This window comes from Gordonibacter massiliensis (ex Traore et al. 2017), from assembly GCF_019731765.1.
In the GTDB taxonomy this organism is placed as follows: Bacteria; Actinomycetota; Coriobacteriia; order Coriobacteriales; family Eggerthellaceae; genus Gordonibacter; species Gordonibacter massiliensis.
Genome location: NZ_JAASIO010000012.1, coordinates 91,173 through 110,398, shown reverse-complemented (window position 1 = coordinate 110,398; position 19,226 = coordinate 91,173). Strand labels below are relative to the sequence as shown.

The 19,226-nt window shown below is 63.6% G+C and carries 21 protein-coding genes; 2 read left to right on the top strand and 19 right to left on the bottom strand.

Annotated features, from left to right (window positions below; translation table 11 throughout):
* Window positions 1-5: 5 nt before the first annotated feature.
* Entirely contained in the window at window positions 6-1,178 is a 1,173-nt protein-coding gene (locus HCH03_RS12790) for a winged helix-turn-helix transcriptional regulator (protein WP_080143062.1), read from the top strand.
* A gap of 55 nt (window positions 1,179-1,233) precedes the next feature.
* Here the strand turns inward: HCH03_RS12790 and HCH03_RS12785 are convergent, their stop codons facing one another.
* The 8 genes from HCH03_RS12785 to HCH03_RS12750 all read right to left on the bottom strand — a co-directional run bounded on the left by HCH03_RS12785 (window position 1,234) and on the right by HCH03_RS12750 (window position 7,098).
* Window positions 1,234-1,449 (bottom strand): hypothetical protein, encoded by a 216-nt coding sequence (locus HCH03_RS12785; RefSeq protein ID WP_221689801.1) that lies wholly within the window; start codon window positions 1,447-1,449, stop codon window positions 1,234-1,236.
* 202 nt (window positions 1,450-1,651) lie between these two features.
* Entirely contained in the window at window positions 1,652-2,407 is a 756-nt protein-coding gene (locus HCH03_RS12780; RefSeq protein WP_185906176.1) for a hypothetical protein, read from the bottom strand.
* A gap of 142 nt (window positions 2,408-2,549) precedes the next feature.
* The gene (locus tag HCH03_RS12775) at window positions 2,550-2,999 is read right to left on the bottom strand and encodes a hypothetical protein (protein ID WP_185906177.1); all 450 of its coding nucleotides are present in this window, start codon (window positions 2,997-2,999) and stop codon (window positions 2,550-2,552) included.
* Window positions 3,000-3,146: 147 nt separating this feature from the next.
* Complete coding sequence (locus tag HCH03_RS12770) at window positions 3,147-3,590, bottom strand: MerR family transcriptional regulator (RefSeq protein ID WP_221689800.1); 444 nt, start codon at window positions 3,588-3,590, stop codon at window positions 3,147-3,149.
* Between the two features lie 212 nt (window positions 3,591-3,802).
* Window positions 3,803-4,249: a dUTP diphosphatase gene (dut, locus tag HCH03_RS12765; RefSeq protein WP_221689799.1), complete on the bottom strand. Its 447-nt coding sequence runs from the start codon at window positions 4,247-4,249 to the stop codon at window positions 3,803-3,805.
* The gene (gene nrdR / locus HCH03_RS12760; protein WP_080143067.1) at window positions 4,249-4,695 is read right to left on the bottom strand and encodes a transcriptional regulator NrdR; all 447 of its coding nucleotides are present in this window, start codon (window positions 4,693-4,695) and stop codon (window positions 4,249-4,251) included. Before nrdR ends, dut begins: the two co-directional genes overlap by 1 nt.
* 159 nt (window positions 4,696-4,854) lie before the next feature.
* Window positions 4,855-6,366 carry an ATP-binding cassette domain-containing protein gene (locus tag HCH03_RS12755; RefSeq protein ID WP_221689798.1) on the bottom strand — a complete coding sequence of 504 codons (1,512 nt, stop codon included), beginning with the start codon at window positions 6,364-6,366 and terminating at the stop codon, window positions 4,855-4,857.
* Window positions 6,367-6,765: 399 nt separating this feature from the next.
* On the bottom strand, window positions 6,766-7,098 hold the full coding sequence (locus HCH03_RS12750) for a hypothetical protein (protein WP_221689797.1): 333 nt from the start codon (window positions 7,096-7,098) through the stop codon (window positions 6,766-6,768).
* A gap of 114 nt (window positions 7,099-7,212) precedes the next feature.
* Here HCH03_RS12750 and lexA point away from each other — a divergent pair, with 114 nt between their 5' ends.
* A complete protein-coding gene (gene lexA / locus HCH03_RS12745; RefSeq protein ID WP_080143070.1) occupies window positions 7,213-7,851 on the top strand; it encodes a transcriptional repressor LexA in 639 nt (212 codons plus the stop codon).
* 229 nt (window positions 7,852-8,080) lie between these two features.
* On the opposite strand, the gene hflX is transcribed toward lexA, so the two are convergent.
* The 11 genes from hflX to HCH03_RS12690 all read right to left on the bottom strand — a co-directional run bounded on the left by hflX (window position 8,081) and on the right by HCH03_RS12690 (window position 19,225).
* Window positions 8,081-9,397 (bottom strand): GTPase HflX, encoded by a 1,317-nt coding sequence (gene hflX / locus HCH03_RS12740; protein WP_221689796.1) that lies wholly within the window; start codon window positions 9,395-9,397, stop codon window positions 8,081-8,083.
* Between the two features lie 224 nt (window positions 9,398-9,621).
* Window positions 9,622-10,779, bottom strand: coding sequence for an LL-diaminopimelate aminotransferase (locus HCH03_RS12735; protein WP_185906182.1), 1,158 nt, complete (start codon window positions 10,777-10,779; stop codon window positions 9,622-9,624).
* 102 nt (window positions 10,780-10,881) lie between these two features.
* The gene (gene dapF / locus HCH03_RS12730; protein WP_221689795.1) at window positions 10,882-11,799 is read right to left on the bottom strand and encodes a diaminopimelate epimerase; all 918 of its coding nucleotides are present in this window, start codon (window positions 11,797-11,799) and stop codon (window positions 10,882-10,884) included.
* 29 nt (window positions 11,800-11,828) lie between these two features.
* Window positions 11,829-12,803, bottom strand: a complete 975-nt coding sequence (miaA, locus tag HCH03_RS12725) for a tRNA (adenosine(37)-N6)-dimethylallyltransferase MiaA (RefSeq protein WP_221689794.1) — start codon at window positions 12,801-12,803, stop codon at window positions 11,829-11,831.
* Window positions 12,793-14,193 (bottom strand): tRNA (N6-isopentenyl adenosine(37)-C2)-methylthiotransferase MiaB, encoded by a 1,401-nt coding sequence (gene miaB / locus HCH03_RS12720; protein ID WP_221689793.1) that lies wholly within the window; start codon window positions 14,191-14,193, stop codon window positions 12,793-12,795. Before miaB ends, miaA begins: the two co-directional genes overlap by 11 nt.
* Before the next feature lie 8 nt (window positions 14,194-14,201).
* Window positions 14,202-14,558, bottom strand: coding sequence for a stage V sporulation protein S (locus HCH03_RS12715; protein ID WP_185906186.1), 357 nt, complete (start codon window positions 14,556-14,558; stop codon window positions 14,202-14,204).
* Between the two features lie 168 nt (window positions 14,559-14,726).
* On the bottom strand, window positions 14,727-15,812 hold the full coding sequence (locus HCH03_RS12710; RefSeq protein WP_221689792.1) for an ATP-binding protein: 1,086 nt from the start codon (window positions 15,810-15,812) through the stop codon (window positions 14,727-14,729).
* Window positions 15,813-15,825: 13 nt separating this feature from the next.
* Window positions 15,826-17,358, bottom strand: coding sequence for a ribonuclease Y (rny, locus tag HCH03_RS12705; RefSeq protein WP_080143076.1), 1,533 nt, complete (start codon window positions 17,356-17,358; stop codon window positions 15,826-15,828).
* A 310-nt stretch (window positions 17,359-17,668) separates the two neighbouring features.
* Window positions 17,669-17,971 carry an XRE family transcriptional regulator gene (locus tag HCH03_RS12700; protein ID WP_185906187.1) on the bottom strand — a complete coding sequence of 101 codons (303 nt, stop codon included), beginning with the start codon at window positions 17,969-17,971 and terminating at the stop codon, window positions 17,669-17,671.
* Window positions 17,968-18,339 (bottom strand): type II toxin-antitoxin system RelE/ParE family toxin, encoded by a 372-nt coding sequence (locus tag HCH03_RS12695; protein WP_221689791.1) that lies wholly within the window; start codon window positions 18,337-18,339, stop codon window positions 17,968-17,970. The genes HCH03_RS12700 and HCH03_RS12695 overlap by 4 nt, the downstream gene beginning before the upstream one ends.
* Window positions 18,340-18,469: 130 nt before the next feature.
* The gene (locus tag HCH03_RS12690; protein ID WP_221689790.1) at window positions 18,470-19,225 is read right to left on the bottom strand and encodes a regulatory protein RecX; all 756 of its coding nucleotides are present in this window, start codon (window positions 19,223-19,225) and stop codon (window positions 18,470-18,472) included.
* Window position 19,226 lies beyond the last annotated feature (1 nt).

The window sequence follows — 19,226 nt, the reverse complement described above, 5'->3', positions numbered from 1 at the left end:
GCGATATGGGATACTCCGGATACCCTTATTCGGCCTTGACTCAGGCAGAGTTCTACAAAGCGGAGGCCGAGCTGATACGGTTCGGCGAACGGCTCGCGCACAGCCCCAGCGCGAAGTGCATGAAGGACACGCTTCTGGCCATCGACGCCATCTTCGCCATTCGCATGTCGCATGACGTGACGCTTCCGGCCGTCCCCTTGATCACCGCTTTCGACCTATCGAACTGGAAGTATCGTGGCGACGCCAACCAGGGCATACGCATGCAAAGGCCGGAGTTTCGGTTTCCCGACGGCTGCCTGAACGCCGCCCTGCAGGCGATCCATTACATGCAGGCCATCGAGTGGGCGACCGCGGTGAGCGGGCAGGATGCCGCCATCACCATGGAGACCGTCCTGCACCTTCACGAGATCCTCTTGAGCGGGAAGACGGGCGACAACCGCTACCACGGCTTCAGAAGCAACTTCCTGCCGCACAAGAAGGGGTCCGATCCCACCGCCATCCCTTTGGAGATCAGCGAACTCTGCGCTTTTGCGAGCAGCGAGGCGTACTCGCCGTTGGGGCAAGCGTCTATCATCCATTGGGCTTTCGAGAGAATCGTTCCGTTCGACACGATGATCGACCGGACGGGGCTGGTGCTTGCCTTCATGCCCATGTTCAGGCGCGGCCTTTTCTCGAACGGCTACATGGTGCCCGTATGCTGGGGCGCCTCCATCGGAAGGGAATACCGCCGGAAGCTGAAGGACTCCTCCCGCGTCGATCGCTCGGCGGGGAAGGGGGAGGACCTTAGAGAGCACTGGGCGGTCTACAATGCGCAGAACACGTACATGTCGGTGGTTGTCGCGGATTCGTTTTTGGCCGAAGCGGAGAAGCTGAGCGCGAAGTGGAGGTCGCAGAACCTGCGCATACCAGCCCATTCCGCGCTGGACAAGCTGCTTGACCTGCTCCTGGGGAACCCGGGGCTCTCCACCATCCGCGCCGCCGAATTGATCGGAAAGAGCTACGGCGCCACCAACGAGGCCATAAGGCAGTTGGCTCGGGCGGGGATCGTCAAAGAAGTGGCGGTTGACGGCAGGGAGCGCATCTTCGTGTGCCGGCAGTCTGCCGCCATGATCACCGATTTCGTGGAGAGCCTGGTCAAAATGGGCGACGAAGCGGAATCGAGCGGGGTGCGCTGCTAGGCGCACCCCGCTCGTCGGAAGGAGTCGTATCTTCTCCGCTTTTGATGGTACGAGCCTACTTCGCGGCTTCAGCGGTGGTGTCGCTATGGAAGTTGGAGAAGCCGCCGACGGCGTTGGCGACGAACCTGCCTTCGCCTTTCGAGAAGAACACCTGCGCCACCATGAGGTCCTTCAGGCTGACCCCTATCTGCGCCATAGCCTCTTTCTGGCTCATTCCCGCTTCGATGAAGACGTTCAGCTCTTCCGCCTTCTTCGATGATTCCAGAGCCATGAACTCCTCGCGATTCATAAGGTACCTCCCCAAGGATCGTCAGCCGCCGATACGCAAGCCCATTATAGGAAGGGGAGAGGCGTTTCCTAAGAACGTTTCCGTTTGGCCCGACAACGGAAACGTTCCCCATCGAAACCTAACAGCGAATACGCGCAGACGCGAATACGAACCGCGTTGCGCATATTGCTTGCCTATGGCAACACTAAGCAAGTTTCTTGGAGACGCGCTTCATCACGGCGCGCGATCGAATGTTCTGGCAAGAAGAATCCACTCCGATCTGGTAGATCATCAGACTCGTCAGATCCTCAATAAACGAGCGGAGCTTCGGAGTGGGGAGGGCGCCGAGACGATCATAAGCAAGCCACAACCCGTATACAAGGAGAATAATGATCGCCGCCATCACAATCTCGAAAATCAAGAACGCTACCACCTCTTCGAGCGACATACCATGCTCGAGCAATCCCACCAGATGATTGACGGTCGCGGCTAAAATGACCAAGACAACGGCATCGAATGTATATCGAATGATGGCAGCCCTACTTCGCTCTTTCCGATCCAACATCTCTGCTGCTTCGTTTCGCACGAGCTCTATCTGTCCATAACTCACAAGCCCTATTTCTTGATATACATCACGAAGACTCTGGGAAAAATCTGCAGCATGCTTAACCGAATATCCAGGCAGCCTTCGATGGAACGAGATGGATGTACGAAACGTGAGAAGCGTTAAGACCAAAAACAAAAGAATACCGAAGCCGAACAAATAAAGAAGAGAATGGTCGAACTGTACGATAATGCTGAAAGCAATCAGCGCAAAATCCGAAAACAAGAACAGTGCGATCATGAGTCGCTCCGGCAAATTCATGCTCCGCCAAACTTCATTGAACTTGCTGAGCGTCGGAGCAATCCCGCGTTCAGCCTTGTCGATTTCTAACCACGCATTGAAATAGGGCTCAACCATATCCATTCCTTGATAAAACCTAGAAGCTGGCTACTACAATTCGACAAGCACCGACTATGAAGAAAGACCTAGCTACTGTATGCTACTCAACTTTACATAAGACATGTTATCAATAAATCATCGATCGTTGCGGGGTAGTGTGTTATCCCCAGGTGGAGCTTCCCTTGGGCGCGTCGGGGCTTGTTCCCAGGTTGGAGCCTAGGTTTCCGTAGTCGCCGGATTCAAGGGCCTCGAGGACCATCGGGTACATCAGGTACGCCGAGATCGCATTCAGCACGAGCGCTATGCCGCATATTACGATGGCTGTTATGCAAACCCGCTTCAAGCGTTTCGCAGCCATGGCGAAATCACTGTTCTTTTTCGCCAGTCCGTTCAGTTTGTAGAGCGCAACAATGGCGCACACCAATCCGGCGGTGCTCAAGAAAACGCCTCCGATGAATATCGACACCGGACCCGCAAGGCTCGCCACCATGGCGAGGTTCTGGGCTACCTTCAGGGTGCGCATGTCTTGCATGTTCGGCTGGGGTTTCGGCTTCTGGTACGGGGGTTCGGGCGATTTCGAGGGCTGTGACGGCCTGTTTTGCTCGTCCATGGTAAATCTTGTCCAATCTTTAGAAAAACAACGTGTTTGACCTGCGGTTTTATAAACGAGGCTCTGAGAGCCGTTCTAAGGCCCTATCTTTGCTTCGGATGACTCCTAGGTCGTGCAAACGAGCCTTTTTCTTGTTCCGTTCACGCACTATAGCACGTCGGACCGATTCGGGTGATTGGTCGACTCCAAATCCACCGTAGCGGCATGGAGTCGTTTCAAACTTTCGTCCAACTCCTCGCGCTGGTATTCGAGCACGGTCTCTTGGGCTCGAAGTATCCTCAGGCGCTCGGGCTGCGTGGCGGAGCCTTGCTTGCAAAGGCGTACGAAATACTGGATGCCCTCGATCGAGAGCCCGCTTTTTCGAAGGGCTTCCACAAGGTGCAGTTGGGCGATGTCGGCTTCGGAAAACGAGCGCACGCCGCGTTTGTCTCGGTGAAGATCGGGAAAGAATCCGCACTTGTCGTAATAGCGAATGGTGAACGCCGATATGCCCGTTATGGAAACGACGTCGGCGATGCCGTATGCAGGATCACGATCGCAACCGGACGAACCTTCGAAGCCGATTCGGTCGATCTGTTCGGTATCGTCCATGGCTCTCCTTATGCTTGGGTTCTCGGTCGCGAGATTCGGAAGCAGACCATCGCATTAGAGTAACTCTAATACGAAAAACAACTTGCTTAGAGTAGCTCTAATGCAAACAATTCTAACTTAGAGTTACTCTAAGTGCAACGATGCGCTGCCGGTTGCGTCATGATCGGCCGTTGGTTCACCGCATGCATTCGAGGACGAAGAGGAGTATCGCGTCAGTTTCCCACGCCGCTGCTGCCGAAGCCTCCCGCTCCTCGATCGGTCTCGGGGAGATCGACGCACGGTTCGAACGTCGTATCGGCCACGCGCATGATAGCCAGCTGCGCGATACGATCTCCACGCTCGATAACGAACGGCTCATGCGGGTCGAGATTGACGAGCACGGCTTTGATCTCGCCGCGGTAATTGCTGTCGATGAGCCCCGGCGAGTTCACCAAGGACATGCCGTGCTTCGCGGCCAACCCGCTGCGCGGCAGAACGAAGCCCGCGTATCCTGCAGGAATGGCCACGGCTATGCCGCAGGGCACGAGCTTGCGCTCGAACGGCTGCAGCGTCGTGCCCTCGGTTGAGCGCAGGTCGACGGCGGCGTCGCCCGCATAGGCGCACGAAGGTATCGGAAGATCGGGGTCGAGCGACTTTATAGGCACGCGCAACTGTTCCATCAGCGCAGCCCTTCGAGTGCGGCGGCGAACTCGCCGACGTTTTGAAAGTCCTTGTAAACGCTCGCGAATCGAACGTAAGCCACGTCGTCGAGCTTGGCCAGGCGAACGAGAGCCATGTCGCCCAGCTCTTTCGACTTGATCTCGTTGCATGACGCGTTGCGCAGCTCGGTCTCGATGCTGTCGATGAGCGAACCGATCTGTTCGGGTGATATGGGCCGCTTCGCGCAGGCGATGAGCAGCCCCCGCATAAGCTTCTGGCGATCGTAGGCTTCGGAAGACCCGTCGGCCTTGACGACGATGAGCGGATTGTCGCCAAGGCGCTCGTACGTGGTGAAGCGCCGTCCGCAATCGAGGCATTCGCGACGGCGTCGAATGGCCGTGCCGTCTTCGGAAGGACGCGAGTCGACTACCTTCGATTCAGGGTTTCCGCAGGAAGGGCAGCGCATGAGAGCTCCTTTTGCTCGACTTTGGCTCAGCCTAACATACCAGATATTGTGGTTCAATCAACATCGTCGATCCATGCAAAAAAACCCGCCTTGCAGCTAGAGACGGGGACGCTCCTTCATGCTTGGGAGACGCGCTTGGACGCGCGTCTCCCCTGTTCGTCAGTGCTCGATCCGCACATAGGTGTCCCCCACCCCTTCTCGGGTCGTCCGTTCCACGTCGAACACCCATCTCGACGTTGTGAGCGCCTCGAGGAACCGCTCGTCGTGCGACACGAGCACAAGCGCGCAAGGGCAATCGGCCAGCACGGTTTGCAGCGCTTCGATGGATCCGATGTCCAAGTGGTTCGTAGGCTCGTCCATAACGATGAGGTGCGGCCGGCCCATGAGGCCCTGCGCCAGCATGAGCTTGCGCATTTCCCCGGGGCTGAGCTCGTCGCCGCCCAAGATGCGCTCCGGCGGAGAATCCAAGCGTGCGACGATGGAGAGCAGGCGCCCGCGGTCCGACGATCCCATGGCTTTCACGGACGCGAGCAGCGCTCGCCCGCGTTCGCGATCCATCTCTTGGGGAATGCTCACCACGCCCTCTGCGAGCGTAACCTGCTCGAGCATTGCGGCGAGCAAGGTCGATTTCCCTGCCCCGTTTTCCCCTACGAGGCCGATGCGATCCTCGTTGCCGATATGCAGCGCAGGATGATGGAGAACGCGACGGTTGCCCAGCGCTATAATGCCGGCTTCTTTCGAAGCCAGCACCTTTCGCTTGGCTGGCGCTGCGTCCAAGTCGAGAGGTCCGCCGTACGTTTTCTCGACGCGCGTCTCGGCCAAGCGCTTCTCGGCTCGTTCAACCTGCTTTCCCATGTGCGACGCCAGCCGCCCGGTTTTGCCGTCTTGGCCGGAGACCACGGCCAAGCCGATCTTGGCCCGGCCATCGTGGTCGCGCGGGTCGAGATGCCGCGCAGAGCGCCGAGAGGCGGAACGCGCGGCGACCCCTTCCCTTCGGGCGCTTTCGGCTTTGATGCGGGCAAGGTCGCGGCGCGCGTTCGAGCGCTCTGCGGAAGCGGTTCGACGCCGCAGGGCCATCTCCTCTCTCGCCTGCGTGTAGGTGCCGGAAACGGTTGTAGCCCGCCCCTTCTCAACGAACACGCAGGAACCGACGAGCTCGTCGAGAAGCGATCGATCGTGGGACACGAGCAAGCCGACTCCGTCATAAGCGGCAAGCGCTCGGGCGACTTGCCTGCGTGCGTCGGCGTCCAGATGGTTCGTGGGTTCGTCGAGCGCGAGCAGCTGCGGCTCGGCGGCGAGAGCGCACGCTATTTGGATGCGTTTGCGCTCGCCGTGCGAAAGCGTGTCGAACCGCCAAAGCCACGCATCGTCGATACCGAGCAGGTACCTGAGCCTCACGGCCGTCGGACCGTAATCGCAGGCGAACTCCTCAAGATCGGACGGCGGCTCGTCGGTCGACTGAGCGCAGACGTATCCCTTGATCCGCGGCGTCACGTTCCCTGTTTGGAGTTCCATGCTTCCGCAGACCAGCTTGAGCAGCGTGCTCTTGCCAGCCCCGTTCGAGCCGACAACGCCGGTCCAGCCGGGTGCGAACGCGACGGAAGCGTCGTCAAGGGCGGCGCTGTCGGCGCCGTCGTAGATGTACGTGAGGTGATGTGCGGTAACGAACATGAAGGGCCTCCCTTCGAGAGGCACCGGATGCGCGGTGTTTCGCCGAGATCGTTCGAACGGATCGATGAGATGGTTCGAATAGGGGATGAAAACGCGAGGAACGATAACGAAAGCGCACCCGATGCGTATCTGACATGATATGCGGGTGCCCGAAGGCTTTCGTTAGTGCTTCATGTTCCTTGTCTCCCTATCGCATGCGCCTTGACGTGGATGCCATACCATGACGCGGATGTCGCTGCCAGCGTCGAACGACCTTGCGGCTCATGCTCGACGTTTAACGCAGTTTATCACAAGCGCCCTGCCTGCGAAGCAACGTTTGGATGAAAACGGGCGCTCCCGGGGTGGCGGGAGCGCCCTGCAGCCACAGAAACGCAGCATCTGTGGGTATCGAAACGGCCGTTACAGGCCGACGAACATGCTCGCAAGCGCCAAGGCGGAGAAGACGCAACCGGCGATGGCCGCCTGCCACGGCCTTACGCGACCGTAAGCGCAGCCGCCTATGCTGCCGAAGCGGAAGGCGTGCGCCGTTCGGGAGGCTTCCGCGTAACGCGACGTGGAGGCCGCCCGAGCGGAAACGTCGCGGATCGCATCGCGCTCCGGATACGCGAGGGCGCGTCGGGAGGCGCGCCCGGGAAACTCGATGATAGCCCCCGTGCTCATGGGCGCGTAATCGAATTCCGGCTGCAGAGCCGATGTGCCATCGGTGGCGCACCGCACCTCGAAATTCTTCATCTTTCTGCCTCCTAGCCCTTGCGTAGAACCTTTGTTCGCATATATAATAGAGCGAACAAAGGTTCATGTCAATATGAAATTAAAACATTTGTTCGCCAAGGGAAAGGACGGGGCATGTCCGAAAAAGTGACGAAGCGCCAGAAGGCAGTGCTCGACTGCATCGAGGAGTGCATTCGCGAGAAGGGCTACGGCCCCACCGTGCGCGAGGTCTGCCAGAGCCTGGGCCTTTCCTCCCCCTCGACGGTTCACGTGCATCTCAAAGCGCTCGAAGACAAGGGGCTCATCAAACGCGATCCCCTCAAGTCGCGCTCCATCGCGCTCACCTATCCGTTGGATAACGTGGAAAGCCCTTCCAACGTCATCCAGCCCAGCTTCAACAAGGTGGTGAACGTGCCGCTTGTGGGCAACGTGGCGGCCGGCTCCCCCATCCTCGCCGAGGAGAACATCACCGACACCATCTCGCTGCCTACCGACATCGTGGGCGACGCGCCGTCGTTCTTGCTGTCGGTACGCGGCGAATCGATGATCGAGGCGGGCATCAACGACGGCGACTACGTGGTGGTGAAGGAGCAGCCCGTCGCCAACAACGGCGACATCGTCGTGGCCATCATCGACGACGGCGCGACGGTCAAGCGGTTCTACAAGGAGTCGGACCACATCCGCCTTCAGCCGGAGAATTCCACGATGGATCCCATCATCACCACCGACTGCTCCATCGCAGGCAAGGTGGTCGCGGTGTTCCGCCGCCTGTAAAGGCCGTCGGGACCGTAGCGAGGAAAGCCTTTCTTTCTCTCACGCACGGCAAGAGGCTGGGCATGCTGGTCCCCGCTGGGTGCGAGTTGCTGCCCGCCCGGTGCAGTAAGGCTTAGAGTCGAAAAATCAAGCGGCGAACGCACGGTGCGCTCGCCGCTTGATCGTTTTTACCGCCCGGTTTCGTGCCGGGCAGGCAGCAACCCGCCCTTGCGAGTGACTTAGAGTAACTCTAAGAGCGCTCGATCGAGAACGGACGGAACAGTCCGGCATAGGAAGGCGCCGCGAGCATGACGATGTGCGTGCCGCCCTCCTCGTGCGTTTCGGACAGGATATGGCATCGCTCGTGCGCGACGGACACCAAATCGCCGCGCCCGTAGGGCACGAGAACGTCCAAATGCTCGTCATGCGCCGAGGCCAAGCGGGCGATATGGTCCACCAGCTCGCCGATGCCCTCCCCTGTCGCCGCCGACACGAATTGCGCCTGCGATTGGCGCGCCTCGAGCGCGGCAAGATGTTCCTCGTCCAACAGGTCGCACTTGTTGAACACGAGCACGCGTCGGAGGTCCTGCGCGCCGATCTGCCCGAGCACGTCCTCTACGGCCCGTATCTGCGCCTCGTACTCGTCGGAAGACGCATCGACGACGTGCAACACGAGGTCGGCCCCCGTTATCTCGTCAAGCGTCGACTTGAACGCCTCGATCAGGGTGGTGGGGAGTTTCTGGATGAAGCCAACCGTGTCGGTGATGGTTATCTCGCGACCCTCGGGCAGCACGAACTTGCGCGTGGTGGAGTCCAAGGTTGCGAACAGCTTGTCGTAGGCGAGCACGTCGGCGTTCGTCAGGCGGTTGAGCAGGCTCGACTTTCCCGCGTTCGTGTAGCCGGCCAGCGCGACCTTGAACATGCCGCTTTCGTAGCGGCTCTCGCGCTGCACGGCGCGCACGTCGGCCAGGTGCTTGAGCTCGCGCTTGATGGACGTGATGCGCTTGCGGACCATGCGGCGGTCGACCTCAAGCTGGCTTTCGCCCTCGCCGAAGCGCGACCCCACGCCGCCGCCCATACGGTTCGAGGCCAGGTGAGCCCACATACCGCGCAAGCGCGGCAGCAGGTACTCGTTCTGGGCGAGGCGCACCTGCAGGCGGCCTTCCCTGCTGGTGGCGTGCAGCGCGAAGATGTCCAGGATGAGCGCCGTGCGGTCGATGACCTTCACGTCCTTGCCCACCACCTTCTCGAGGTTCGACTGCTGCGAGGGGCTCAACTCGTCGTCGAACACGACGAGGTCGGCGGCATGGGCGCGCGCCAACTCCGCCACCTCCTCGGCCTTGCCGGATCCGACGAACGTGCGCGGATTCGGGGCGTCGAGCTTCTGGGTCGTGGTCGCCACGACGTTGGCGCCCGCCGTGTCGACGAGCCGTTCGAGCTCGGCCAGCGACGATGCGAGCGGCCAGGAAACGCCGGGGCGGTCGACGCCCACGAGGACGGCGCGCTCGCGACGCTCTTCGGAAACAGGGGTCATCCCCCGCGTGATAACGGATTCGAATTCGGACATGGAGCCAACCTTTCAACGCATCGAGGCACGCGGCGGGAAGCGGCGTGCGGGAACAGTCAGATTGCCTTTCGCCGCGATGGCGAATCGGCCGTTAGATCACGAACATAGCTGGCTGCATGCTGGTTGCTCCGTCCTCGAACTGCAATAAGGCGCGCAGGCGGTAGCGTCTGCGCGCCTATCATAGCATATTCGCCGGCGCCGCCGAAAACAGGCGGGATACGGCGCTACATCGCTTCCTTGATGCGCCGCACCGCTTCGAGCAGCCGGTCGTCGGGCGTGGTGAGCGAGATGCGGACGAAGCCCTCGCCGTCCGGACCGTAGCCCGAGCCCGGCGTGACGATGACGTGGGCCTGCTCCAACAGCTTCGTGGCGAACGACGCCGACGTCTCGCCCTGCGGAACCTTCGCCCATACGTAGATGGTGGCCTTCGGCGCCGTGCATTCCACGCCGATGGCGTGCAACGCGTCCACCACGAGGTCGCGTCGGCGCTGGTAGAGAGCGCACAGGTCGGCAATGCAGCGTTGGTCGCCCGTCAAGGCGGCGATACCCGCATCCTGCACGGCCGTGAACTGCCCCGAGTCCAGGTTGTTCTTCACTGTGCCGAGCGCTCCCACCGCCGTCGCGTTGCCGCAGGCGAAGGCGATGCGCCAACCGGTCATGTTGTAGGACTTCGACAGGCTGAAGAACTCGATGCAGCATTCCCTAGCGCGAGGCCGCTCCAAGATTGAGGGCGCCGCGTACCCGTCGAAGCAGATGTCGCAGTAGGCGTTGTCGTGCGCGAGCAGGATGTCGTGCTCGATGCAGAAGTCGATGGCGGCATCGAAGTACTCCTCGGTCGCGCAGGCGCCCGTGGGGTTGTTCGGATAGCCCAGGAACATGATCTTCGCCTTGGAGAGCACCTCGGCGGGAACGTCGGCGAACTCGGCGAGGAAGCCGTTCTCCTCCCGCATGGGCATGAAGTACGTGTTGGCGCTCATGAGCGTGGCGCCGCCGGAGTACACCGGGTAGCCGATGGACGGAGCCAGCACGTAGTCGCCGGGATCGACGAAGGCGGTGTGCAGGTGCGCGATGCCCTCCTTGCTGCCGATGAGCGCGAGCACCTCGGTCTTCGGATCGAGTTCCACGCCGAAGCGGTTTTGCATCCACAAGGCGGCCGCCGTGCGGAACGCGGGCGATCCGGCGTAGTCGGGGTACTGGTGGTTCTCCGGCTTGCGGATGGCCTCGGCCATGGCGTCCACGATATGCGCCGGCGTGGGCAGGTCGGGGTCCCCGATGCCGAGCGAGATGACGTCGACCCCCTGCGCTTTCAGCGCATCGCGCTTCGCGTCGATCTGCGCGAACAGGTACGGAGCCATATGGTCGAGGCAGGAAGCGGTTTTCACGGAAAGATCCTTTCAGGAGTGGCGGGCAAGGCGGTTGGATCCATTTGCGGAAGCCAGGGGTTCAGCAAACGGGCGGCAGCGGACCGCTTCGAGCGGGAGCGGCTAGAGCTCCACGGTGCCGCGGTACACCTCGACGGCGGGCCCCGTCATGTGTACATGGTCGTCGTCGCCCCAGACGATGCGCAGCGTGCCGCCGCGCAGGCGCAGGTCGTTCTCGCAACCGGCCCGTCCCGTGAGCGAGGCGGCCACGTTCACCGCGCAGGCGCCCGTGCCGCAGGCGAGCGTCCCTCCGCAGCCGCGCTCGAACACGCGCATCTCGATGCCCTTCTCCCCCACGGTCGCGAACTCGATGTTCGCTCGCTCGGGGAACGCGGGGCAACGCTCGAAGAAGGCTCCGATCTTGTCCAGATCAAGCGTGGCGAGGCGCTTGTCGGCGGATGGGAACAGCGCGTCGGGAAACGATTCCCAATCGTCGACGAAGCAGACGGCGTGCGGGTTGCCCATGGAGACGCACGTGAAGGAGAACGCTCCCCACGGCGATTCGACCGGCAGCTCGCGCACGAAGGCGACGCCCTTCGCGCTTCGGGCGTTCGCCTGCGCGGCCACAGGGACCGAAGCGGGATCGAGCACCGGACGCCCCATATCGACCGTGGCCAGCGTCATGCTGCCATCGGCGTCGACCTCGAAGCGGATCGGCTTGGGACCTGAAAGCGTGTCGGCTGTGAGGCGCTTTTCGCTTGCGGGCACGTAACCCCGATCTACCAGGTACTTCGCGAAGCAGCGCACACCGTTGCCGCACATCTGCGACAGGCTGCCGTCGGCGTTGAGGTAATGCATGTACGCGGCGCAGGCGGGATCGTCCGAGGGCCGTATGAGGACGACGCCGTCGGCGCCGATGCCGAAATGCCGGTCGCACAGGAATCTGACCTGATCGTCGGTCAGCTCGATGTCGCGCGAAAAGTCGTCTACGAACACGAAATCGTTGCCGGTGCCGTGCAGCTTGGCGAAATGCAGTTCCATGGGGCTTGCGCGCCTCTCCTTCGTAACGTTCAGCCGTTCGAGGAGGACGTCCTTTCGATCGCCTCGTCCGTCAGCGACTCGACATCCCGGTCGCGCACGTCGATCCACTGGATGCGCTTGTCTTTGCGGAACCACGTGCGCTGGCGCTTGGCGTAGCGATGCGTGGCCGTTTTGATGCGCTCGGCGGCCTCCTCGATCGTCGTCTCGCCGTCCAAGGCGGCGACGATCTCCTTGTATCCTATCGCCTGCGGCGCCGTGACGCCACGCCGGAAGCCGCTCTGTAACAAACGTTTAACCTCGTCCACGAGCCCTGTCTCCAACATGGCGTCCACCCGCGCGTCGATGCGCTCGTTCAGCACGGCGGGGTCGACGGCCAGCCCCACGAACCGGGCGGGCACGAGCTGCGGGATGCTCGCCAGACGGGCCCGCTGCTCGGCCAGGCTCGTGCCGTCCTCCAAAAGCTCGAAGGCGCGCACGACGCGCTTGACGTCGGCCGGCGGCACGATGGCGGCGCTTCGGGGGTCGCGCTCGCGCAGCAGCTCCCAGAGCGCCTGAGCGCCCTGCTCGCGCGCGATGCGCGCGTAGCGCTCCCGCACGGCGTTGCCCACCTGCTCGCCTTGGGGAAACTCGTAGGCATCGATGGCGGCGCGCACGTACAGGCCGGTGCCGCCGCAGAGCACCGCGCGCTTGCCGCGCGCGTCGATGTTGCGGAAGCAGGCGCGGGCGTAGTCTTGGAAGAGAGCCGCGGAATAGGGTTCGCCGGGATCGACGAGGTCGAAGCCGTGGTGCGGTACGAGGCGCTCGTTCGAGGCGAGCTTGCCCGTGCCGATGTCCATGCCACGGTATATCTGCATGGAGTCGGCGCTCACCACCTCGCCGTCGAGGGCGAGGGCAAGGGCCTGCGCGAGCGCCGTCTTGCCCGAAGCCGTGGGCCCCACGACGCAGACGACGGGCGATGCGAGGGCGAACGGCTCGCGGGGCGATCGCGCTGGATCAGCGGCCATCCGCCGCTCCCGCATGGCCGGCAGCCCCGTCGTCTGCGAGCGTGCCCGATAGATACCACGTCTTCGCCTCGTCGATGCGCACCGGCACCACGGTGCCGGCGAGCTCGCCGGCCGAGACGCCGTCGGGCAACGGGGCGTGGACGGTCTGGTTCTTCGGGCTGCGGCCTGCGAGCAGGCCGGCGTCGCGCTTGGACGCTCCCTCCACGAGCACGTCGACCACGGCGCCGAGATCGGCCTGGTTGGCCTCGAAGGCCCGCTGCTGCACGAGGTCCACCAGGCGGTCGAACCTTCCTTGGATCACGTCGCGGGGCGTGGGGTCGTCGACGGAGGCGGCCGGCGTTCCCTCGCGCTTGGAGTAGATGAACGTGAACACCTGATGGTAGCCCACCTCGTCCACCAGGCGGTACGTGTCCTCGAAGTCCTTCGCCGTCTCGCCGGGGAACCCGACGATGATGTCGGTTGAAAGCGCGATATCCGGCAGCGCCTCGCGCAGCTTGCGCACGAGCTCCAGGTAATGGCCGCGCGTGTAGCGGCGGTTCATGGCGGCGAGCACCGCGTCGGAGCCCGATTGCACGGGCAGGTGCAGCGCCGGCATGAGGGAGCGCAGCGTGGCGAACTTGCCGATGACCTCGTCGGTGAGGTCCTTCGGGTGGCTCGTGGCGAAGCGCAGGCGCTCGACGCCCGTGGCGTCGAGCGCGTCGAGCACGGCCGCGAAGCGCGGGCTGCCGTACAGGTCGCGCCCGTACGAGTTCACGTTCTGGCCGAGCAGCGTGATCTCCTTCACGTCGGCCGCCACGTAGCTTTCCGCCTCGGCGACGATGTCCTCGAGCGGGCGCGACTTCTCGCGGCCGCGTACGTAGGGGACGATGCAGTACGAGCAGAAGTTGTTGCAGCCCACGGTGATGGGGAGCCACGCCGCCCAGGCGTGCTCGCGCGCCGTCGGCAGCTCCGTGGGGAACGAGGACGCGGCGTCGAGCACCTCCACGTGGTGCCCTCCCTCCTCGAGCGCCGCCTCCAGCAAGCGCGGCAGCGATCCCAGGTTGTGCGTGCCGAACACCACGTCGAGGTGCGGGAGCTCTTCGACGAGCCGCTCGCCGTCGCGCTGGCCGATGCAGCCGCCCACGGCCACGACGCGCTTCGAAAGCGGCGTGCCGGCGCGCAGCGGCGTGTTCTTGAGGGAGGCCACCTGGCCGTAGAGGCGCGTGTCGGCGGCCTCGCGCACGCAGCACGTCATGAACACGACGATGTCGGCTTCCTCGATGCTCTCGACGGGAAGCGCGCCCAGGCCCTCAAGCATGCCGGCGATGCGCTCGGAGTCGTGCTTGTTCATCTGGCAGCCGAACGTGCGGACGCAGAACGCGAGGTTCGTGAAGGGGGTATGGGTGTGCATGGGAGTCCTCAGAGCACGGGGTCGGTCGGGGCGGTTTCGGCTTCCCCGCCGCCGGCGGGCGCGGGTACGCCGCGCGTGTAGCGGGGTTCGACCGCGAAGCGGATGGCCGTGCGGTATTCGCCGTCTATGACGATGTCGGCGAACGAGGGAACGCAGACGATCTCGATGCCCACCGGCGAAAGAAAGCCGCGCGAGATGGCGATGGCCTTGACGGCCTGGTTCACGGCGCCGGCGCCGACGGCCTGGATCTCCACGTTGACGCCGTCCTTCACCATGCCGGCTATGGCGCCGGCCACGGATGCGGGCGATGATTTCGATGATACTTTCAGGCAGCCGATGTCCTGCTTGTGCTCAGGTGCGGTCATGCATATCCTTCGTCGTTTGAGTCCGTTGCTCGTGCGTTTGCGTGCGTTCAATATGCGTGCGGCGCGCTGGCGCCGTTTTTTCCGGTACGGCTATTCTAGCCATTAATGGTATGGCTTGCAACCTGCGGATATGGCCCGTCTGGCCGCATCGGCGCCGAAACCGGGGCGTCAATCGAGTTTGGTCACGGGGATGTGGATGCGGATGCCGTCTTTACCCACGCGCACCTCCGGGCGCGCGTCGGGTTCCAGATAGTAGCGTCGTGCGATATCGCGGTAGGCGGCGGCCACCCGATCGGAGAAATCGTCCAGATCCTCCGGGGCGATCTTGAGCCCGCGCGCGTCGTGGGCGCGGCGCGGCGCCTGCTTGCGCGCTTCCGGAGGCTCGGCCGCGTCGCCCTCGATGCGGATGCGGTCGAGCAACGGCGAAAGCGGCGCGATCTCGCCGTCGAGCACGCGCCGCGCCGAACGCTCGGACAGCGCGAGCCCCAGCGTCTCCGCGAGGCCGGCGAGCTCGGCGGGATCGGCCGCCAGCGCCAGGCGCTTGCACACCGGCAGCTCCTCGGTGCGGCCGAAGGCGCGGGCGGCGGCCGTGAGCGACGAGAGTCCGAACGCGTAGAGCGTGGCCACGACGTCGGTGACGGAGCCCAGGTAGACGGTGCAGTCGCGACGGCATTCGAGCGCGAACTCGCATACGGTGCGCAGGATGTTCTTGGGCCCCCGCACCGCCACCGTGCCGGCGTCGGTGCGCTCGAACACGGGGAAGCTGGACTGGTCGGCCTTTTCGCCCAAGCGTCCCAGATCGGTCTCCACGACGAACGAGGCGCCCTGGCCCTGTTCGGAAGCTGCTATGCGCGCCGTCTCGGCGTTCACGGCGATGGAGTAGAGGGCCATGCCGCGCCCGTGCACCCCCCATTTGTCCAGGTGCATGCTGTCCAGCTTCGAGGTGACGCGCGGCTCGAACACGCGCTCGTGCAGGGCGGGCGGCACGCCGTCGCCGTCGTCCACCATGACGATGTGCCGGCGGCTTCCCTCGCGCGACACGGCCGTGAACACGCTCTTGGCGTGGGCGTCGCGCGCGTTGCGCAGCATCTCTATGACGATGTCCTCCGTGGAGCGGATGTCGTGCGCGGCCTGGCGCCGCTCGGCCTCCGCGCTCCTCAAACGGACGAAGCCATCCCCGAGGTCCGCTTCGACCCGGAGATGGCTGTCGCCGTTGACGTTCTCTATGAATGATTCCAGCGAGCCGTCGGCCATGCCGAGCTGCGCCTTACTTCGCGACGCCGACCGCGCGGCTCTCGCGGATGACCACGACCTTCACCTGGCCGGGGTACTGCATCTCGTTCTCGATGCGGTGCGCGATGTCGTGGGCGAGCACGGTCGTGGCGGCCTCGTCGACCACCTCGGGCTCCACCATGACGCGTACCTCGCGGCCGGCCTGGATGGCGTACGTGCGCTCCACGCCCTTGTAGGAGTTCGCGATCTCCTCGAGCTTCTCGAGGCGCTTGATGTAAGCGTCGAGCGTCTCCTTGCGGGCGCCGGGGCGCGCCGCGGACACGGCGTCGGCGGCCTGCACGAGCACGGCGAGCACGCTCGAGGGCTCCACGTCGTTGTGGTGCGCCTCGATGGCGTGCACGATGTCCTGCTTCTCGCCGAAACGGCGCGCCAAGTCGGCGCCGATGACGGCGTGGCTGCCCTCGACCTCATGGTCGACGGCCTTGCCCAGGTCGTGCAACAGGCCCGCGCGCTTGGCCGGGATGGGGTCGAGCCCCAGCTCGGCGGCCATGACGCCCGAGAGGTAGGCCACCTCGAGCGAGTGGTTCAGCACGTTTTGGCCGTAGGAAGTGCGGTAGCGCAGACGGCCGAGCGTGCGCACGAGCTCGGGATGCAGGTCGTGGATGCCGGTGTCGAAGGCGGCCTGCTCGCCCGCCTCCTGCACGCGCTGGTTCACGAACGCCTCGGCCTTGCCAAACATCTCCTCGATGCGCGCCGGATGGATGCGCCCGTCGGCGACGAGGTTCTCCATGGTCACGCGGCCGATCTCGCGACGAACCGGGTCGAAGCACGAGATGGTCACGCACTCCGGCGTGTCGTCGATGATGAGGTTCGTGCCGGTGAGCTGCTCGAACGAGCGGATGTTGCGGCCCTCGCGGCCGATGATGCGGCCCTTGAGGTCGTCTGACGGGATATGGATGGCGCTCACCGTGTTCTCGGCCGAGTGGTCGGCCGCCACGCGCTGGATGGCCAGGCTCAGGATGGAGCGGGCCTTCTTGTCGGCCTCCGCCTTCGTGCGGGCCTCGGAGTCGCGGATGATGGCCGCCGACTCGTGCACGACCTCGTCCTTGAGCGTGTCGAGCAGCTCGGCCTTCGCCTCTTCGGGCGTCATGCCGGCCACACGCTCCAAACGGCGGTTGATCTCCTGAGCGGCCTCCTCGAGGTCGCGTTCGCGGCGGTCGAGCTGGCCCTGCTGGGACGATATCTGATGCTCGCGGGCGTCGAGAGACTCGACGCGGCGATCGAGCGACTCCTCGCGCTGCGACACGCGGTTCTCGGCCGCGCGCACTTCGCGCATGCGTTCCTTGTTCTCGGCCTGGGCATCCTGCTTCAGCTTCAAGACCTCGTCCTTGGCTTCGACGATGGCCTCGCGGCGCAGCGTCTCGGCCTGGCGCTTCGCGTCCGCCACCACGGTCTCGGCCTCTTGCGCCGCGCGTTTCGTAGACGCGTTGACCAGGAAACGGGCGACGACGAAGCCGAGGACGATGCCAACCACCAAGCCAACGAACAGCCAAATGATTTCGGGCATGCCTCCCCCTTTCGTTGCGTTTCGGTTGTGTGTTGTTCAAATTGCTCGTTTACATGAAAAAGCCGGTTCCATGAACCGGGCATGAGCGATGAGCACGCAATACGGGGTCGATCATATGGAGTTGTTTCTATATGAAATACCCTATCGGGTACGTCTCACTCAAGCTATACCACATGATAAGGCTTGTTCGCCGTTTGGTGAAGTCCTGTCAGAAAAATAGCGGAAAACGAGGTCGTCGGCCGGTTTGAGGACGGTTCGGAGCGCGGTGAAGCGCTCAAGGCGATCGACGGTACCGTCCGGCACCGTGCCGTCATCGAGCCAACAGGATCGTTCTGTCGGGCCATTCGGCGCTGACGACCAGCGTTCCCCCGAGACTCGCCACGTAACGAGAGAGCGTGTCGATCCTCATCGATGCCAGCCGCCCGCTTTCGAGCTCGGAAACGCGGCATTGGGAAACTCCCATCTGCGCTGCCACCTCGCTCTGCGTGAGGTCGAGCTCCCTGCGCGCTTGCGCCAGGCTGTAGGCGTCGATCTTCGCTTTGGTATCGCGCTGCGCTTGATCCCGCATCTCCTGGGTGACTCCACGCATCGCGGCGTATTCGTGAATGTTCATGCCCAACCGCCCTCTTTCAGATGCTCGAAGCACAGCTTTTCCGCTCGGGGAATCGCCGTTTTGTACCAGCCGTTCCATTTCTCCCGATCTCTTTTCCCCGACGATTTGTCGCCGGCAAAAAGCATGATGGCTTGTCTTTCTGGATCGAATGCGAACAGAATGCGTATCTCGGATTTACCGGGCGAAGCGGGACGCAGCTCTTTCATATGGTGAACGCTCGATCCTTTGATGCGATCGACAAGCGGCCTGCCAAGCCTCGGCCCCTCCTTCTCGAGCTCGCTGATCGCAGCTTCGATATGAGCGATGGTCGCAAGATCCTGATTGTCGAGCCAAGGTTTGATCAGATCGATGCCAACGGTCCAGCTCATCGATCCTCCTTATAGGGTAAGGGTAATAATATAAGGTTTTCCAAATACTGTCAAGCATAAGGGATGCACGGAGTCGGACGAAACGCGTTATGGGGTAACGCCAAAAGGATTGGGCGCTTGCGGCAGGCGGTTAGAAAGGCTCGTCCGCGTGCGCTTCGGCCCATAGGCGCGCGGCTGTGGACGACACGGAGGCGCCGAAGCCCTTCTGCGCGAGGCGGCGGTAGGCGGCGTCGCGCTTGTTCTTCGCGCGCGGGGGCTTCCGCTCGAGCAGCGCGAGCGCGCGGTCGACCTCGCTGTCGTGGTCGACGGGAAACTCGTCGGGCCACCCCGGCACGACGGCTATGTCGATTCCCAAGCCGTCGAGCTCGGCCGCGATGCCCTGGGCGCCCCGGCCCTGGGACACGCGGCTGCGCACGAGCACCTCGGCGTAGCGCGCGTCGTCCACGAGCCCGCAGGCGAGCGCGCGATCGACGGCCGCGGATGCGGCGCTCTCCGAGAAGCCGTCGCGCGCGAGGCGCTCCCGCAAGGATGCCGACGCCTGCTCGCGCGCGAGCGCGAGCCGCTCGATCTTGCGGAAGGCGCGCTCGCTTTCGCCGGGCCCTCCCCCGCCTTCGACGGGATCCGGCGCCGCGGCGTGTTGCCGCGATCTCGCAGCTTCGAAAACGCCGTCCAACGCGGTCGCACCCGCCGGGACCGAGCCCTTGCGCTCGGCGAGCTCCTCGAGCCGAGCCGCGGCGACGGCGACGGGATCGACCGAGCGAGGCTCCTCGCTCGGATCCGAGCAGCCTGCGGCTTCTCGCGGCTCTTCGGCGAAGGCGCTGCGACCCGACTCGATGGCGGCGATCTGGGCGCGCAGGCGCGCCTTCACCTCGGAGGCGTCGGCCATG

Coding starts and splice junctions, on each gene's coding strand:
- HCH03_RS12690 (WP_221689790.1), bottom strand. CDS start 19,225: ATGGCCGACGCCTCCGAGGTGAAGGCGCGCCTGCGCGCCCAGATCGCC.
- HCH03_RS12755 (WP_221689798.1), bottom strand. CDS start 6,366: ATGTTCGTTACCGCACATCACCTCACGTACATCTACGACGGCGCCGAC.
- HCH03_RS12750 (WP_221689797.1), bottom strand. CDS start 7,098: ATGAAGAATTTCGAGGTGCGGTGCGCCACCGATGGCACATCGGCTCTG.
- dapF (WP_221689795.1), bottom strand. CDS start 11,799: ATGGAACTGCATTTCGCCAAGCTGCACGGCACCGGCAACGATTTCGTG.
- HCH03_RS12775 (WP_185906177.1), bottom strand. CDS start 2,999: ATGGACGAGCAAAACAGGCCGTCACAGCCCTCGAAATCGCCCGAACCC.
- HCH03_RS12700 (WP_185906187.1), bottom strand. CDS start 17,971: ATGAACATTCACGAATACGCCGCGATGCGTGGAGTCACCCAGGAGATG.
- HCH03_RS12780 (WP_185906176.1), bottom strand. CDS start 2,407: ATGGTTGAGCCCTATTTCAATGCGTGGTTAGAAATCGACAAGGCTGAA.
- HCH03_RS12710 (WP_221689792.1), bottom strand. CDS start 15,812: ATGGCCGACGGCTCGCTGGAATCATTCATAGAGAACGTCAACGGCGAC.
- HCH03_RS12790 (WP_080143062.1), top strand. CDS start 6: ATGGGATACTCCGGATACCCTTATTCGGCCTTGACTCAGGCAGAGTTC.
- HCH03_RS12715 (WP_185906186.1), bottom strand. CDS start 14,558: ATGACCGCACCTGAGCACAAGCAGGACATCGGCTGCCTGAAAGTATCA.
- HCH03_RS12770 (WP_221689800.1), bottom strand. CDS start 3,590: ATGGACGATACCGAACAGATCGACCGAATCGGCTTCGAAGGTTCGTCC.
- HCH03_RS12695 (WP_221689791.1), bottom strand. CDS start 18,339: ATGAGCTGGACCGTTGGCATCGATCTGATCAAACCTTGGCTCGACAAT.
- miaA (WP_221689794.1), bottom strand. CDS start 12,803: ATGGCCGCTGATCCAGCGCGATCGCCCCGCGAGCCGTTCGCCCTCGCA.
- HCH03_RS12785 (WP_221689801.1), bottom strand. CDS start 1,449: ATGGCTCTGGAATCATCGAAGAAGGCGGAAGAGCTGAACGTCTTCATC.
- hflX (WP_221689796.1), bottom strand. CDS start 9,397: ATGTCCGAATTCGAATCCGTTATCACGCGGGGGATGACCCCTGTTTCC.
- lexA (WP_080143070.1), top strand. CDS start 7,213: ATGTCCGAAAAAGTGACGAAGCGCCAGAAGGCAGTGCTCGACTGCATC.
- rny (WP_080143076.1), bottom strand. CDS start 17,358: ATGCCCGAAATCATTTGGCTGTTCGTTGGCTTGGTGGTTGGCATCGTC.
- dut (WP_221689799.1), bottom strand. CDS start 4,249: ATGGAACAGTTGCGCGTGCCTATAAAGTCGCTCGACCCCGATCTTCCG.
- nrdR (WP_080143067.1), bottom strand. CDS start 4,695: ATGCGCTGCCCTTCCTGCGGAAACCCTGAATCGAAGGTAGTCGACTCG.
- miaB (WP_221689793.1), bottom strand. CDS start 14,193: ATGCACACCCATACCCCCTTCACGAACCTCGCGTTCTGCGTCCGCACG.